At 55.5% G+C, this 16,479-nt stretch carries 16 protein-coding genes; 8 read left to right on the top strand and 8 right to left on the bottom strand.

Features of this window, described 5'->3' with window-relative positions:
• Positions 1 to 56 precede the first annotated feature (56 nt).
• Positions 57 to 1,706, top strand: a complete 1,650-nt coding sequence (locus QC816_RS06475; RefSeq protein WP_264827425.1) for a methyl-accepting chemotaxis protein — start codon at positions 57 to 59, stop codon at positions 1,704 to 1,706.
• Here QC816_RS06475 and rarD read toward each other — a convergent pair.
• A complete protein-coding gene (gene rarD / locus QC816_RS06470; protein ID WP_264827441.1) occupies positions 1,677 to 2,585 on the bottom strand; it encodes an EamA family transporter RarD in 909 nt (302 codons plus the stop codon). The two genes, QC816_RS06475 and rarD, sit on opposite strands and share 30 nt — an antisense overlap.
• A 72-nt stretch (positions 2,586 to 2,657) precedes the next feature.
• Between rarD and QC816_RS06465 the strand changes: the two genes are divergently transcribed.
• Positions 2,658 to 3,473: an amidohydrolase gene (locus tag QC816_RS06465; RefSeq protein ID WP_309781405.1), complete on the top strand. Its 816-nt coding sequence runs from the start codon at positions 2,658 to 2,660 to the stop codon at positions 3,471 to 3,473.
• On the top strand, positions 3,473 to 4,177 hold the full coding sequence (locus tag QC816_RS06460) for a pseudouridine synthase (RefSeq protein WP_309781404.1): 705 nt from the start codon (positions 3,473 to 3,475) through the stop codon (positions 4,175 to 4,177). The genes QC816_RS06465 and QC816_RS06460 overlap by 1 nt, the downstream gene beginning before the upstream one ends.
• A gap of 132 nt (positions 4,178 to 4,309) precedes the next feature.
• Here QC816_RS06460 and QC816_RS06455 read toward each other — a convergent pair whose 3' ends face one another.
• Genes QC816_RS06455 through gloB form a run of 6 tightly spaced genes read right to left on the bottom strand, consistent with a single transcriptional unit; the run spans position 4,310 to position 12,023 of the window.
• Positions 4,310 to 5,902, bottom strand: a complete 1,593-nt coding sequence (locus QC816_RS06455; protein ID WP_309781403.1) for an ABC transporter ATP-binding protein — start codon at positions 5,900 to 5,902, stop codon at positions 4,310 to 4,312.
• Complete coding sequence (locus QC816_RS06450; RefSeq protein WP_085918616.1) at positions 5,895 to 6,968, bottom strand: ABC transporter permease; 1,074 nt, start codon at positions 6,966 to 6,968, stop codon at positions 5,895 to 5,897. Before QC816_RS06450 ends, QC816_RS06455 begins: the two co-directional genes overlap by 8 nt.
• Before the next feature lie 2 nt (positions 6,969 to 6,970).
• A complete protein-coding gene (locus tag QC816_RS06445) occupies positions 6,971 to 8,044 on the bottom strand; it encodes a microcin C ABC transporter permease YejB (protein ID WP_085918615.1) in 1,074 nt (357 codons plus the stop codon).
• A gap of 35 nt (positions 8,045 to 8,079) precedes the next feature.
• Positions 8,080 to 9,981: an extracellular solute-binding protein gene (locus tag QC816_RS06440; RefSeq protein ID WP_309781402.1), complete on the bottom strand. Its 1,902-nt coding sequence runs from the start codon at positions 9,979 to 9,981 to the stop codon at positions 8,080 to 8,082.
• 33 nt (positions 9,982 to 10,014) lie between these two features.
• A complete protein-coding gene (locus QC816_RS06435; protein WP_309781401.1) occupies positions 10,015 to 11,229 on the bottom strand; it encodes a transglycosylase SLT domain-containing protein in 1,215 nt (404 codons plus the stop codon).
• Between the two features lie 26 nt (positions 11,230 to 11,255).
• Positions 11,256 to 12,023, bottom strand: a complete 768-nt coding sequence (gloB, locus tag QC816_RS06430) for a hydroxyacylglutathione hydrolase (RefSeq protein ID WP_085918612.1) — start codon at positions 12,021 to 12,023, stop codon at positions 11,256 to 11,258.
• Between the two features lie 98 nt (positions 12,024 to 12,121).
• Here gloB and QC816_RS06425 point away from each other — a divergent pair, with 98 nt between their 5' ends.
• The 4 genes from QC816_RS06425 to nudC all read left to right on the top strand — a co-directional run bounded on the left by QC816_RS06425 (position 12,122) and on the right by nudC (position 14,908).
• Entirely contained in the window at positions 12,122 to 12,868 is a 747-nt protein-coding gene (locus tag QC816_RS06425; RefSeq protein WP_199285289.1) for a methyltransferase domain-containing protein, read from the top strand.
• Positions 12,869 to 12,930: 62 nt separating this feature from the next.
• Positions 12,931 to 13,392, top strand: coding sequence for a ribonuclease HI (gene rnhA / locus QC816_RS06420; protein WP_085918611.1), 462 nt, complete (start codon positions 12,931 to 12,933; stop codon positions 13,390 to 13,392).
• A 9-nt stretch (positions 13,393 to 13,401) separates the two neighbouring features.
• A complete protein-coding gene (gene dnaQ, locus QC816_RS06415) occupies positions 13,402 to 14,133 on the top strand; it encodes a DNA polymerase III subunit epsilon (RefSeq protein WP_309781400.1) in 732 nt (243 codons plus the stop codon).
• The gene (nudC, locus tag QC816_RS06410) at positions 14,126 to 14,908 is read left to right on the top strand and encodes an NAD(+) diphosphatase (protein ID WP_085918609.1); all 783 of its coding nucleotides are present in this window, start codon (positions 14,126 to 14,128) and stop codon (positions 14,906 to 14,908) included. Before dnaQ ends, nudC begins: the two co-directional genes overlap by 8 nt.
• 21 nt (positions 14,909 to 14,929) lie before the next feature.
• On the opposite strand, the gene QC816_RS06405 is transcribed toward nudC, so the two are convergent.
• Positions 14,930 to 15,241: an SCP2 sterol-binding domain-containing protein gene (locus QC816_RS06405; protein ID WP_085918608.1), complete on the bottom strand. Its 312-nt coding sequence runs from the start codon at positions 15,239 to 15,241 to the stop codon at positions 14,930 to 14,932.
• A 189-nt stretch (positions 15,242 to 15,430) separates the two neighbouring features.
• Between QC816_RS06405 and sohB the strand changes: the two genes are divergently transcribed.
• Complete coding sequence (gene sohB / locus QC816_RS06400; RefSeq protein WP_309781399.1) at positions 15,431 to 16,462, top strand: protease SohB; 1,032 nt, start codon at positions 15,431 to 15,433, stop codon at positions 16,460 to 16,462.
• Positions 16,463 to 16,479 lie beyond the last annotated feature (17 nt).

Below are 16,479 nucleotides of genomic sequence, written 5' to 3'. Positions count from 1 at the left end.
AAGTCTAATGGAAGACTTGGGGCATCATTACCACTTTAATAACAAGAGAACTGACTATGCGTGTCATTCAATGGGCGGTTCCCATCGTGCTCTTGGCACTGGCGGGTTGGCTGGTGTCTTTCAGTACATTTGGGGGATATGTAGCGGTGGGGTTGGCGGCCCTTGCGGGGGGGCTGAGTGTTTTGATGGCCTGGGGAGCGCTATACCAGGCAGATCAGCAGTCGTTGGAGAGCAGGCGACCTGTCAATCGGTTAATGGCCGATTATGCGTCGCTACGCGCCATGGCGTTTAGGTTAATGAAGCGCGCCAGCAGCACCGCGATCGCCTCGGCAGAAGTTTCACACTACGCAGATTTGATGGATCAGCGTCTCACTAAACAGGAAAGAATGGCTCGAGAGTCGTCAGCCAGCATGGGGGCTATCAATACGGCTATCATGCAGGTCAGTGCCAGCGCCTCTCAGGTTGCCACGCTCGCTGAAAGCGCCCGCGAAGCCAGTCATCACAATCAGGAAGCACTCACCGATATCATCCAGGAAATGAGCGATGTGTCCGAACAGTCCCAGCAAGCGCTGGAAATGCTGACCGCGCTTAACGACAAGATCGAGCGTGTGCGCAACGTCACCTCAATGATTGAAGACATTGCCGAACAAACGCACCTGTTATCGCTCAATGCCTCCATTGAGGCCGCACGGGCAGGCGAGCACGGACGAGGGTTTGCTGTCGTGGCCGGTGAGGTTCGCAACCTGGCTCACAAGACCTCGACGGCCACTCAAAGCGTGGATGAGCTCGTCAAGGATATGCATCAAAGCGGGCAAAACGTGGTGTCATCGATGGGGAGCCTGATGAGTCGAATCAGCCACCGGTCCGCTGACATGCAGCACGTCGGTACCAGTCTGGGCACCATTACCCAGGAATTTGATCAAGTGCAAAGTGAAATCAGCAGCGTTGCGGACGCCATCGATAATACCCATCAGCATAGCCAGACCGTGGCCGATACCTTGCACGAGCTGGAAGCAGACGTTGATGAAGGCAACCGCGACATGCACGACCTGGCGAATCAGGCCCGTGCGCTGATGGAAGCGGCAGAAGGTGTTGATGGCGAGCTGGCGCAACAGCGGCTCAACGGTCGTCATCAACAAGTTTTTCATGCGGCGCGGAAAGCCGCCGACCGGTTGGGCAAACTGTTTGAGAACGCCCTCAAACGCGGCGAATTAAGCGAAGCGGCGTTGTTCCAGCCCAGCTATCAGCAGATCCCCGATACTCGGCCACCGCTGTATCGAACGTCGTTCGATGACTTTACCGATAAATATCTGCCCGATATCCAGGAACCGTTACTTACCCAACTTGAGTTGAGCTACGCGATTACCTGCGATAAGAAAGGCTATGTGCCCACCCACAATCAAGCCGTGAGCCGTGCGCCCACTGGCGACTTTGAACACGACTTAAAATTCTGTCGCAGCAAGCGTATCTTCGACGACCCGACGGGGCGCCGCTGTGGTGCACACGAAAAGCCACTGCTACTCCAAACCTATAAGCGTGATACGGGCGAGATCATGCATGACCTGTCAGTACCCATCTATATCAATGGCCGACACTGGGGTGGTTTCCGTATCGGCTATCAGCCAGAGCGCGAACCGGTTTCTCAGGCTCTGGACCATCAAGACGATGTGCCCGCGCTACCTGGCCGACAGCTGGCCGGGACGTGATTGCCAGGCAGACCAAGAGTAAAGTGCCAGCCCTGTCCAGATCATGATAAACGTCACCAACTGGATAGGGCTGAGAGGTTCTCCAAAAACAGCCAGGGCGATTAAAAACTGGATACTGGGGTTGATGTACATCAGAAACCCAAGCGTCGCGAGGCGCAAACGCCTCGCAGCGCCCGCAAAAGCCATGAGCGGGAGGGCCGTAATGACCCCGCTGGCGATCAACAGGGCCGTTGTCTGGGTGTCGCCTAAAAAGTGGGATGTTCCTTGCCAGCTAAAGCCTGCCAATGCGATCAGCGCAACGGGGAATAGCAACAACGTCTCAACAAAAAGCCCCGACAGGCCATCAAGCGGGACCTGTTTGCGAAACAGGCCATAACTTCCAAAGCTCAGTGCCAGCAGTAGACTGATCCATGGCAATTCCCCCAACATGAAAAACTGAATGGCGATCGCCAGGCTGGCCAACCCCAGTGCCACCAGTTGCAACCGTGCCATCACTTCACGCAGTACCAGCATGCCCAGCGCCACATTGACCAGCGGGGTTAAAAAATAACCTAAACTGGCCTGTAATACTTGGCGGGTTTCAACCGCGTAGATATACATTCCCCAATTGAACCCAATCAGCAAGGCGCAGGCGAGAACACGGCCGAGACGCCTGGGCTCCACCAGGGCGGCGACAACCGGCGGCCAGCGGCGTAGGAGGGTAATAAGGCCCACCAGGAAAAGACATGACCACAAAATGCGGTGAACCAGTATCTCGACCGCCGGTACGCCATCAAACAGCGCAAAAAAAAGCGGGAAGCATCCCCACATGGTATAGGCCGTCAAACCAAAGGTGACCCCTTTGACGGCTTCGGGATCGCGTGGTGGAGTGGGATGCATAGCAGCCTCATTATTTAAAAATGCTAATCTAACACAAACTCGACAACATGAACGGCGTAAAGGAGTGATTCGATGAGCCAACTCAGAACCAGCCTGGTGCAGTGCGATCTGCGCTGGGAAAACCCGGAAGCCAACCACACCCACCTTGAGAAGCTGCTGGGTGATCTAGATAACCGGGAAACTGATCTGATCGTATTGCCCGAAATGTTTGCCACCGGGTTTACGATGAACTCCCGTGAGATGGCACAGCCCATGGACGAAAGCCAAAGTGTTGCCTGGATTAAGCATCAGGCCCGGTCACGTCAGTGCGTCATGACCGGGAGTGTGGCCATCCAGCATGAGGGTGAATTCTACAACCGGCTGATCTGGGCCATGCCGGATGGGGAGCTGACCTATTACGACAAGCGACACCTGTTTCGCATGGCCGGTGAACATGAGCGTTATGACATGGGGGAGCGTCGTGAAATTGTCGAATTGAACGGATTCAAAATACTGCTCACGGTCTGCTACGACTTGAGATTTCCGGTTTGGCTGCGCCAGCAACCGGCACAAGGCGAACATTTCGAGTATGATGCGCTGCTGTGCGTGGCCAACTGGCCCGCACCTCGCCGTCAACCCTGGCGCACCTTGCTTCGGGCCCGGGCGATTGAAAACCTGACCTACGTGATTGGCGTCAATCGCGTGGGCGAAGATGCCAAAGGCCTGGCGTACAGCGGCGACTCCATGCTGGTTGATTTCAAAGGCGAGCCACTTATCGACCATTCAGCGCATACGCCGTTTGTGGAAACGGGATGCCTCAATAAAACGGATCTAGATGCTTTTCGAGAAAAATTTCCTGCCTGGCAAGACGCCGATCGATTTTCATTACTCCCAGGAGTCGGCCAATAATGCGTCTTGATCGCTTTTTAAGTGAAACGACCCCGTTAACGCGCAGCCTGGCTAAGCGCGCGCTAAAAAACGGTGAGGTTACCTTGAACGGCGAGCCGATCAAGCAGGCAGCAACGCATATTGATACGCAAGAAGACGTGGTGCTGCTTAACGGCGCGCGTCTGGCGCTGGTAGGGCTACGCTATATCATGCTGAACAAGCCTGCTGATGTGGAGTGCACCGCCAGGCGAGGGCTTTACCCCAGGGTCATCGACCTGATTGACCTTCCCAAGGCGGAGCGATTACAACCGGTCGGTCGTCTTGATGTCGATACTACGGGTCTATTGCTGCTTACCGACGATGGCCAGTGGTCGCATCGTGTGACGTCACCGCGCCATCGCTGCGCCAAGGTGTATGTGGCTGAGCTTGCCGAGCCCATGGAAGGTGATATGGCCGAGTGGGCCATCAACCAGGTGGCAGAAGGCATCATGCTCGATGGTGAAGAAACCCCGACCCAGCCAGCAACGCTGCGTTTTATATCACCGCGCCAGGCCAAGTTGACCATCACGGAAGGCCGCTATCATCAGGTCAAGCGCATGTTTGTAGCGTTAGGCAATCACGTAGATGCACTGCATCGACGTTCCATTGGCGATATTGAGCTGACTGATGCCCTTGCGCCAGGCGAATGGCGTGAACTGACCCCGGAAGAAATCGCCACCTTTTAATTGCCCACGAACGCCCTGAGCTTACGCACACCGATATGGCTCAGGCGCGTTTCATTTTACTATCATTTTATACCGTTATCTTTTTTACCTGGTCTTTAGGCAATCTCGAGATATTCTTGAACAGGGAACAAATCAGCCCGCGAAATCTTTCAGATACGCCGCCGCTATAAGCGATTGGGTATAAGGATGCTGGGGGGAGGCCAGTACATCCAGACAGGATCCTTGCTCGACGACGTCGCCATCTTTCAGCACCATGATGCGATGGGCCATCGCACGCACCACGGCGAGGTCATGGCTGATAAACAGATAGCTGAGCTGGCGCCGTGCCTGGAGGTCCCTCAGCAGTGTCACCAGCTGCTTTTGAACGGTGCGGTCCAGTGCTGACGTCGGTTCATCCAGCACCAGCAGCTCAGGCTCCAGGATAATGGCTCGCGCGACGGCGATCCGCTGGCGCTGACCACCGGAAAATTCATGCGGGTACCGCGCTGCACAGCTTTCCGGCAGGCCAACTTCTCTCAGCGTTTGATGGACGCGCTCGGTGACTTCCGCATCAGACAGGTGCGGGTAGTGAAACCGCAAACCTTCGCTGACGATATCGAATACCGGCATACGCGGTGACAGTGCGCCATAGGGATCCTGAAAAACCATCTGTAGCCGGTGCCGCTGACGGCGCAAGTCGTTACCCGTCAGCTTACTCAAGGGGGCATCACCCAGGGTGATATCGCCCTGGCTGGTCACCATCCGCATGATAGCGGAGGCGAGGGTGGTTTTGCCCGAACCTGACTCACCCACAATACCCAAGGTTTCGCCTGGTGCGACGGTGAGGTCAGTGGCTTTGACCGCTTCAAAGGCAGGCGGTTGACGCTTGAACAATCCGGGTTTGGGTCGTTTAAAGCTTACGCTCAACTGTCTGACGGTCAGTAACGGCGAACGCTCGGCAACAGGCGATGGCCTGCCTTCCGGCTCGGCGGCCAGCAGTCGCTGGGTATAATCGCTTTGTGGCCGCTCAAACACCTGCTCGACGGGGCCAGACTCCTGGATTTTACCCTGATACATGACGCACACACGGTCTGCATGACGGCGTACCAGGTTAAGGTCGTGACTGATCAACAGCAGCCCCATGCCGTGCTGGTCGCGCAGCTCTTTCAGCAGGGCCAGAATTTCCTGTTGAACGGTGACGTCCAGTGCGGTGGTGGGCTCGTCGGCGATCAACAGCGATGGGTTATTGGCAATCGCCATTGCGATCATAACCCGTTGACGCTGCCCCCCGGATAGCTGGTGAGGCCATGCATCGAGCAGTTCTTCAGCACGCGGCAGTTTCACTTGTTCAAGCAGGTTTTTGGCCCTTGCTCGGGCGGCTTTTCCACGAAGCCCCTGGTGCAGGCGAAGGGATTCACCAATCTGCTTACCAATCCGGTGTAGTGGGTTGAGCGATGTCATTGGCTCCTGGAAGACAACGCCTACCGTATTGCCGCGCAGGGCGTTCCACTCGGCATTGCCAAGTGAGTTAAGCGGGGTACCGTTCAGACGTCGTTCGCCGCTTACCCTGGCATTGGCCGGCAACAGATTCATCAATCCGAGCGCCGATACCGATTTGCCTGAGCCGGATTCGCCCACAATGGCCAGCGTCTCGCCTGCATGTAGCTCCAAACTCAGTGACTCGACCACCGAGCTACCATCAAAGGCGATGGTCAGGTTGTCGACGCAAAGTAGCGGCTCAGGCATGGGGCGTTTCCTTAGCAGGCGTTGGTAGCTGCTGAACGTGGCGGGGGTCAAAGGCGTCACGTAGGCCTTCGCCGATAAACACCAGCAGCGAAAGCATAATGGCCAGGGTCATGAAGGCGGTGATGCCCAGCCAGGGTGCGTGCAGGTTGTTTTTGCCCTGAGCGGCAAGCTCGCCCAGTGAAGGCGCTCCCGGTGGTAGTCCAAACCCCAGAAAATCCAACGCGGTCAAGGTGCCAATGGCCCCGGTAAACAGGAAAGGGATGAACGTCAGGGTGGCCACCATGGCATTGGGCAGCACGTGTCGCCACATGATCAGACGCGACGGCAGCCCCATGGCTTTGGCCGCGCGAACGTACTCTAGGTTACGTGCACGCAGGAATTCGGCGCGCACGATGTCCACCAGCCCAAGCCAGGAAAACAGCAGCATGATACCCAGCAGCCACCAGAAACCGGGCTGCACGAAACTGGCGAGAATGATCAGCAGAAACAGTACTGGGAGTCCTGACCATATTTCGGTAATGCGTTGGCCGACAAGGTCCGTCTTGCCGCCAAAATAGCCCTGGACACCCCCCGCAAGCACGCCTAGTACCAATGATCCAGCCGTTAATACCAGGGCAAACGCGACCGAAAGACGAAAGCCGTAAATCACACGCGCAAGCACATCCCGTCCCTGGTCATCGGTGCCCAGCCAGTGGCGACCATCTGGCGGGGCAGGCGACGGGCGGGTCATCTGCATATCCAGGGTCTGGTAAGAAAACGGAATCAGGGGCCACAACGCCCAACCGTTGTTCTCGATCTGCTGCTGGACAAAGGGGTCCAGGTAATCGGTTCGTGTAGGCAAGAAGCCGTCAAATTCCGTTTCGGGGTAGTCGACCAGCAGCGGAACATACCACTGACCATCGTATTGCATGATGATCGGTTTATCGTTGGCGATCAGTTCGGCAAACAGGCTCAACACAAACACGACACCAAACACCCATAATGATACCCAGGCGCGGCGGTTCGACCTGAATGCGGCAAAGCGGCGCCGGGTAATGGGTGAAAATCGAGACGTAGAAACAGTCATGGTCACGACTCCCGGGTGGCAAAGTCGATGCGCGGGTCAACCCACACATAGGTGAGATCTGACAGCAGTTTCAGCAGCAACCCGATGACCGTATAGAGAAACAGCGTACCGAAAATGACGGGATAGTCTCGCTGCATGACCGCTTCAAACCCCAGCAGGCCCAGCCCATCAAGAGAGAAAATCACCTCAATCAGTAACGAGCCAGTAAAGAAGATACCAATCAAGGCTGAGGGCAGGCCGGCAATAATGATCAGCATGGCATTACGAAACACGTGTCCATAAAGAATGCGCTGCTCATCGGCGCCCTTGGCCCGGGCTGTCAGCACGTATTGCTTGTGGATTTCATCCAGAAAGCTGTTCTTGGTCAGCATGGTGAGCGTGGCGAAACTGCCAATCGATGCAGCCAATACAGGAAGCGTGATATGCCAGAAATAATCCTTGACCTTACCCCAGGTGGAAAGCTGGTCGAAATAAGGGGAAGTGAGCCCCCTGAGTGGAAACCAGTCCAGGTAGGTGCCACCGGCAAATAGCACAATCAGCAAGATGGCGAATAAAAACCCCGGGATGGCGTAACCGACGATGACCAGCCCGGATGTCCAGACGTCAAATCGTGAGCCGTGGCGCAGGGCCTTCCGTATGCCTAGCGGAATCGAGATGAGGTAGACCAGCAAGGTCGTCCAAAGCCCCAGCGAGATAGATACCGGCAAACGCTCTATCATCAAATCGATTACCGGCCGGTCGCGAAAAAAGCTGGTGCCGAAATCGAAGGTGAGATAATCCGCCATCATGCCGATGAAACGTTCATGGGCCGGTTTATCAAAGCCAAACTGCTGTTCCAGTTGCTCAATAAAGCGAGGGTCGATTCCCCTGGCACCGCGGGATTCGTCGTTGACCTGTACATCGGCACCCCCCATATCCAGGCGCGTACTGGCCATTGCATCGGCGCCTTCAAAGCGTGCCAGCATTTGATCGATCGGGCCACCAGGCGCGGCCTGCACGATAATGAAATTGAGCAGCATGATCCCGACAAGCGTCGGAATCATCAACAACAGTCGGCGTAGGGTGTAACGTGCCACAGAACTCTCCATGGTTCATCAAGAATAAGCCGAGGTCAGCGGCGTGACCTGCGCTGTAAAGCGGCTTCACGTTCGGGGACCACCCACCAGGCGTCTAAATCCATGGCGTATTCGGGGAAGGGGTCGGGATAACCGAATTTATCCCATATGGCGATCCGTGTCTCACCTGAATGATAGTGGGGAATGACATAAAACCCCCAGCGCAGGACACGGTCCAGCGCCCGGGTAATGGTATTAAGCTCTTCGCGGTCTTCTGCTCGGATCAGCTTTTCCACCAGATCGTCGATAGCCGGATGCGCAAGGCCCATGCGATTGCGACTCTGTGGCGAGTCAGCTGCTTGGCTGGTCCAGAAGTCACGCTGCTCATTGCCTGGGTTATTGGACTGGGGGAAATGGCTGATTACCATATCAAAATCAAAATTGCGCTGACGATTGAGGTACTGATTGATATCGACGATACGCATCGAGGTTTGCACACCCAGGCGGGCCATGTTGCGCAACATAGGCTGTACCACGCGCTCAAGCCCTGAATCGTATAGCAATACTTCCAGGCTTAGCGGCTGCTGGGTATCCTCATGGACCAGAACGCCGTCTTCCACCCGATAACCTGCCTCGCGAAGCAGGTCCAGGGCCAGGCGAAGCCGTTCGCGGAGGTCGTGAGGATGGTCGATGGGCAGTGGTTCCGTGAACAACCGCTTTGACTGGTGGGACTCCATCAGCTCCTCGCGATGGGGTTCGAGTAATGCAAGCTGTTCGTCGCTCGGTAGGCCGTGGGCTTCCATTTCGGAGTTTTCAAAGAAGCTTTGCGTCCGCTGATAGGTATCGTAAAAAATATTGGTGTTCAGCCATGGAAAATCAAAGGTCAGGCTCAGCGCTTCACGAACGCGCGGATCCTGGAACTTTTCCTTGCGCAGATTGAACACGAACGCCTGCATCATGGAGGGGTTAACATCGGGGACCGTGATACGCTTGACAAGCCCTTCCTCATAAGCGGGAAAATCGTAGCCAATCGCCCAGGTAGCGGCGCGCGCGTCAGTGCGAAAATCCGTCAGTCCGGCCTTAAAAGCTTCCCAGGCAATATCCCGATCCCGGTAATAATCGTAGATCACCCGGTCAATGTTGTATCGGCCCACGTTGACCGGCAGGTCCTTTGCCCAATAATCGTCGTCGCGCTGATAGACAATCCGTCGCCCAGGATCCACTTCGCCAATTTTATACGGGCCAGACCCGGGATGCGCCGCCAATGTCGGGGCGGTGAAATCATGCTGTTCCCAGTAATGCTTCGGCAGCACGGGGAATTGGGCGACGATAAGCGGTAACTCTCGTGACTCACTGTCGCTAAGCGTGAAACGAACCAGGTGGTCATTGAGGGCAACGGCTTGCTCAACCCCTGCATAGTAGCTGCTATAGAAAGGGTTGCCTTCGTCACGAAGCAGGTTCAGCGAAAAGACGACATCGTCGGCCGTGACCGGCTCACCGTCCTGGAAGCGAGCTTCAGGGCGAAGGTCGAATTCAATCCATTCACGATCGGGGTCAAGACGCACACCTTCTGCAAGCAAACCATAAAGACTGAAAGGCTCATTAGGATTGCTTGCCATTAAGGTGTCGTAGATCTGAAATATTCCCGCCGCTGGTGTGCCGCGAATAATGAAGGGGTTTGTCGAATCAAAACTGCTTCCCACCGCCGTATGCTTGATACTCCCGCCTTTGGGCGCGTCGGGATTCACGTGGGAAAAGTGCGCAAAATCCTCAGCGAGGGCAGGCGCGTCATAAAGCGACATCGCATGGCGGGTTTCGACAGGTGCCGAGCCATCCGTGGCGGTGGACTCTGCCACGCGGGCATCACTGCTGGCATGAGTGCTGGCCAGGAGTGATGCCGCAAGCAGCGCGTTACGGGCAAGGCATAAAACAGGACGCAGAATAACGCCACAGCGCATGGGGCAATTTCCCTATCAACAAGGCGATGAGTCTCAACGTCCTGAAAGTGTCAGGAGTTGGCCTGCTTGTAAAGCTTCTGGACGTTCAATCTCATTTAACCGCATCAACTCTTGAGCGCTCAGATTATAGCGACTCGCTATCACTGATAGGCTATCGCCGCTTTCCACGCGGTAAGTGTCGGGCGTATTGGCGCTGGCTATGGCCTGGCGCTCATTTGCACCGTTTGACAGCTCTGCGAGAACGTCATGATCCACGTCTTCAGGTACCAGCAGCGTTTGAGAACTTGATGGGTTGAGCGCACCATTGAGGAGACCGGGGTTGAGTTCAGCCAGCGCCGATTTATCTATCCGAAGCAACTTTGACGCTTCAGACAGGGTAACCGAATGCTCGAGCTTTACCTTGGCGAAGGCCGGCTCTGTATGAATATCCGGCAAGCTGACATTGTAGCGTTCCGGATCATCGATAATCTTGGCAATAGCAAGCAGCTTGGGCAGGTATTGCATGGTTTCCTGGGGCAGGTTCAGATCCCAATAGCTGCCTTGCAAGCCTTGGTTTTCGGCGCGTTGTTTGGCTTTATTGACTGTCCCGGCGCCTGCATTGTAGGCGGCAAGAGAAAGCTGCAGGTCCCCTTCATACCACTGGTCGGCCTGCATTTCGAGGTAGTCCAGCGCGGCGTTAGTCGAGGTGACAACGTCGAGCCTGCCGTCGTAATGGCCGTTGCGTACAAGCCCTAAAGCGTCACCGGTGCCAGGCATAAATTGCCATAGACCAGCAGCGCCCCGATGACTTCGCGCATTGGGGTCAAAAGAGCTTTCAACGAAGGGTATAAGCGCTAATTCTCCCGGCAGGTTGCGATCACTTATCTGCTGAGTGATCCAGGCAAGCCATGGACTTGCACGACCGGTGATTTCAGCAATATTTTCAGGGCTTGAGCGGTAGTGGTCTATCCATTCATCGACACGTGCCTGTGCCTTGGCAGACAGTGACTGCTCGCGCCAGTGGAAGCTGTCACGCAGTTTGCTCCAGGCATCCTGAGGCTCCAGCATCAGCTCTTCCCAGAAATGTACATGAGACGCTGTGGGATGATCGGACGCAGAGGCATTCCGTGAATCGGAGGCAGACCGCTGAGAAGGGTCGTATTGGATAGCGGATGCCTGAGAGTTAGCGGCAGCTGCCAGTAACAGGCTCATGATCACGGTACTGCCGGCGCCCAATAAAAGGCGTTGGCGAATCGTGCGATAGGTCATAGTAGTTTACGTCGTTGCGATAGCGTTTAGAAACGATTCTTCCACTCACGCAGAGTGGTGAACGTTGCGAGATCATTATCAATAGCGCCCTGCTTGCTTGCGGCGCCGCGGACACTTTCCGTATCGACACGCAAGTAGGGGTTGATTTTCAGCTCGCGTCCTATCGTGCTGGGTAAGGTGGGGCGGTCTAGTGCCCGTGCCTTCTCACACTCCGTTAAGGCGTGTTTGACGTCTTCATTTTCCGGGTCTGCTTCGCTGGCAAAGCGAAGGTTGGCCAACGTGTATTCGTGAGCAGCAAACACAAATGTTTCTTCCGGCAGGGCAGCAAAGCGTTTCAATGCCTTGTGCATCTGCTCAGGGGTCCCTTCAAAAAGGCGGCCACAACCGGCACAAAACAGGGTGTCGCCGCAGAACAATAACGGGGGAATCCCTGGTGTAAAATAACTGATATGGTCTAACGTATGCCCAGGCGTCTCGATGACCTCGAACAGGCGGCCCATGACGCGAATTTCATCGCCATCACTGACCCGCTCGTCGACCCCCTCGATAGAGGGATTGTCCGGGCCTATTACCCGGGGGGCATAGCGCCTGATTAATTCTCCCAGCCCATCAGTATGATCAGGATGATGATGAGTGACCAGGACAGTGCCGAGTGACAACGACTCGCGTTCAAGAAACTCGATAACCGGCAACGCTTCACCAGGATCCACCACGCACACCTCTTGACTGGTATCCTGTCGGAGCAGCCAAATATAGTTGTCGCTAAGGGCGGGAATCGGTGTCACGCTCAGCATAGGCGAGATCCTTTAACGATGGATTAGCGCTCATGATTAATAGCTTTTTCATGATGCAAGACGTCAAAAAGCAGTTACTGTGGAGGGTTGAGCGGTACATGTCAAATTCAACGGCGGCAGAGACACTCGCCCACACGCTATTTACAAGCCGCACCTACTGGGAGTCGGAGGCAGGTAAATCATTGTGGGATTCCCAACGCGCCTGCCTCGGGCCCCTGGTTGATTCCCGTTCCGGTGGTCATAGCCTCGAGATGGGAATGGGGCCAGCACTGATGTCGATGTCCGGCATTGCCCATCGCCTGCAGTGGGCACCTACACGCACGAGCGCCTCCAGCGACCAGACGTTAATTTGTCCGCCCGACAGGCTCGCACTACCGGACAGCTGTCTGGATGTCGTCGTGCTTCACCATTGGCTTGAGCATTTGCCGGATGCCCATCATGCGCTTCAAGAAGCCGCACGCGTTACCTCAGATAGTGGCCTACTGGTACTGTTCGGGTTTAACCCTATGGGGGTCAGCGGTGTGGTCAAACAGTGGCGCAAGCGCCAGGGGCAATACCCCTGGAACGGGCAATGGCGAACGGCCAGCCGGATGGGTGACTGGCTGGCATTTGTCGACTTTGAGGTGGAGCGAGTAGACTACTGCTGCTTTAGAAGCTGGCCGGGAGGGCGTTGCGTCGAGCACTGGGAGTCACTGGGTCGGCGCTATAACTGTCCTCTGGGGGAAAGCTACATGGTGCTGGCCAAACGCCGCCAACGCCATGCACCCAAACAACGCATTAAATTTGGTCTGAAAGCGCCGGTTGCCGCGAATTCCCTGGGGGCGACGCGTACCCATGGTCATTAACCGCCGTTATCCAGTCTACAGACCCCAAGCTCAAACATTATGGATTTAAGGACGCACACAACGTGACTGACACTGGACGGTTACCCCGGGTAACCGTGTATACCGATGGAGCCTGCCGTGGGAACCCCGGCCCCGGCGGATGGGGCGTTGTGCTGGCAAGTGGGCAGCATGAGAAAACCCTTTATGGGTATGAAGCACAAACGACCAATAACCGCATGGAATTAATGGCGGCCATCATGGCACTGCGTACATTGAATACCCCTTGTCAGGTGGCGATCTGGACGGATTCCCAATACGTCCGTCAGGGTATCACGCAGTGGATACATAACTGGCGTAAACGCCAATGGAAAACCGCTGCTAAACAGCCGGTCAAAAATGCCGAACTGTGGAAAGAGCTTGATGCTGAAGCCCAGCGTCATCAAGTTGAGTGGCACTGGGTAAAAGGGCATAGCGGTCATCCCGGCAATGAACGAGCTGATGCCCTTGCCAACCAGGCAATCGATGAAGCAGTAAAAAACGCATAGGAGACCATGATGCGCCAAGTCATTCTGGATACGGAAACCACAGGTATTGATCCCAGGGAAGGTCATCGGCTGGTAGAAATCGGTGCCGTGGAAATGGTCAATCGGCGTTTTACCGGCCGTACCTACCATCAATATATCAATCCCGAGCGTCACATCGACGCTGAGGTAGTCGCAGTACACGGGATTGATGATGCCAAAGTTGCCAACGAACCGGTGTTTGCCCAGGTTGCCGACGATTTCTGGGCCTTTATAGAAGGGGCCGAGCTGGTCATTCATAACGCCCCCTTCGATGTGGGGTTCATTGATCACGAATTAAAAATGCTGAAGGGTCGTGGGCAACCGCTCGGCCCTGTCGGTGATCATTGCCGTATTCTTGACACCCTGGTGATGGCCCGAAAGATGCACCCGGGCCAGCGCAACAGTCTTGATGCGCTATGCAAGCGGTATGATATCGATAACGGTCATCGCGTACTGCACGGCGCCTTGCTGGACGCCGAGATCCTGGCTGATGTCTATCTTGCCATGACCGGTGGGCAGACGGCGCTCACGCTGGATGCTGAGGTCAACCAAGAGCAGCGTAGCGATACTCCGTCCGAGGCGGGGCTGTCGGTTCAGCGCATGTCATTATCGCCTGGGCAGCTTCGGGTCATTGCGCCTAGCCAGGAAGAGCGGCAAGCGCACTTGGCGAAATGTGAAACGCACCAGCTTCGCTGGTTCGAGGGTATGCCGGGCAATGCTTAGACGAGAAATACCCCATGAAGCACGGGAAGGGCGTGTTATTTACCTTTCACGCAGTCGTCTTGCGCCTGCCGAGTCGACACTAGATCGCGAGGCATTGACCCCTCTCCACCCCTGGCAAAAGTGGACTCAAGAAATGCAGCCGCTTTGCTACTGGGAGGAAGAGCCTGTTGCGCTGCAGTTAGCCTCATCGCCGGGCGAAGGATGGATAGACGGGCGGCAATGGATGGGTGAGTTGCCGACCCACTGGTATTCGCTGTTATCCACCGCCCTGCAAGTGGGAGCGTGGCTGGAAAATCATCGCTTTTGTGGTCGCTGTGGTGCAGAAGCAACGAAGCTCTCCACTGAATTTGCGATGCATTGCCACGCCTGCGGTCACCGTAACTACCCACGCATCTCGCCCTGCATTATCACGCTGGTGACCAGTGGCGAGGCGATGCTGCTGGCACGCAGCCCGCGTTTTCCGCCTGGCCGCTATTCAACTCTGGCGGGGTTTATTGAACCGGGAGAATCCGCTGAAGAGGCCGTACATCGAGAAATTTTTGAAGAGGTGGGCGTCCACGTAAGCCAGTTACGCTATTACCAAAGCCAGGCGTGGCCATTTCCCCATTCACTAATGCTGGGTTTTTTTGCCGAGGCGACCACACGGCGGATTCGCATTGACGGGGTGGAAATCAGTGATGCAGCGTGGTTTTCCCCCCGCCAACTGCCTACGCTACCGCCGACCTATTCGATCTCTCGCGAGCTGATCGAAACCCATTTAAACCATTGGCGATGAAAAGGCTGGGGAGCCGTCGGCTTATTCGCCGGGAAAGAGGCTCGTCAACTTGGTGGCCAGCATCACGTTACCCGTTGCCTTGAGTTTGCCGGTCATGAATGCGGTCATGCCATTGATGTCGCCATTCATGATGCCTTTCAGCGTATCGGTGCTCATGCTCAGGCTGACCGACGGGTCGTCGTGCTCACCCTCTTGAATATCGAGGTTGCCATCCTGGATATCCAGATAGTGACTGCCCGCATCAGAAAAATGAAACTGGAAAATCTCATGCATCCCCTGAGCGGCTTTTGGGTCAAAGCGAGCTTGCAACTTTTCGAGGGTGTTGGTTGACATAATAGCGTTCCGTTAAAAAAACCAGATGGAATGAATAATGGGATGAAGTGGCGTGCAATGTGAAGCGACATCGTACCATTGGCCACTTTGGGGCGAGAGAATATTTCAAACATATGTTTCATATCAAGCGCCGTTTTCATGCTGCGGTCAACGGTGGCAGCTTGATGCACATCAATCAAGGAGACGCACGTGAACGAATGGGTCGTAGAGATAGGTACGTTTATCGTACAAGCCTGCATTATCGCCGCTGTTATCGGCATCGGTGTATTGCTTATTGCACGTGCCAAGGCAGAAGGGGAGCGCGATTTAACCCTGCACGTAGAACCCCTGCACGAGCGTCGCCGTAGCCGCGCTCGTCGCCTGCGGCTCGCGGCGACGCCTGCCGGTATTCGCAAAAAGCTGCTCAAGACTTTCCGTCGTGAGGACAAGCATCGGCGTAAAGAAAAGGGCGAAACTGAGACGCCCAATGTGTGGGTGCTGACATTCAAGGGCGATATGAAAGCCTCGGCCACCGAGCATTTTGCCCAGGAAATCTCAGCGCTTATCGAGGTCGCCAAACCTGATGATGAAGTGGTGATCTGTCTTGAGTCGCCCGGTGGGCTGGTTCACGCCTATGGTCTAGCTGCTGCCCAGTTGGATCGTTTGAGAGAGGCAGGGCTTACGACGACTGTGTGCGTGGACAAGGTGGCGGCGAGTGGCGGCTACCTGATGGCGTGTACCGCGCATCATATTAAAGCAGCGCCTTTTGCCGTGGTGGGGTCAATTGGCGTGGTCGCTCAGATTCCTAACATCCATCGCTTGCTCAAGCGCCACGATGTCGACGTTGAGCTGTTAACCGCTGGTAAATACAAGCGAACATTGACCCTGTTGGGTGAAAATACCGACGAAGGGCGTGAAAAATTCCTCGAAGATCTTGAGAATACGCATCAATTATTCAAGCGTTACGTTGGCGAGCGTCGCCCCGATATGGATATCGATGCCTTGGCGACGGGGGAGATCTGGTACGGCAGTGAAGCATTGGATCTCAAGCTGGTCGATAGTGTCGGCACCAGCGAAGCGTATTTGATGGAGCGTATCGCAAAAGCCCACGTTTATCGGGTAAAACTCGAGCCCCCCAAGACAGTTGGCCGCAAGTTTGGCCTGGCGATGGCCAGCGGCGCAGAAAATGCCGTGCTTAAAGGATTAAGCATGCTGGAAGCCACAGGTTGGCATCGTCGTTAAGTACGCTTTGCTGCTGT

It is taken from the genome of Vreelandella janggokensis, from assembly GCF_031451615.1.
GTDB lineage: Bacteria > Pseudomonadota > Gammaproteobacteria > Pseudomonadales > Halomonadaceae > Vreelandella > Vreelandella janggokensis.
Note: the sequence above shows the minus strand (reverse complement) of the source record. Positions and strands in the feature narration are given on the sequence as shown.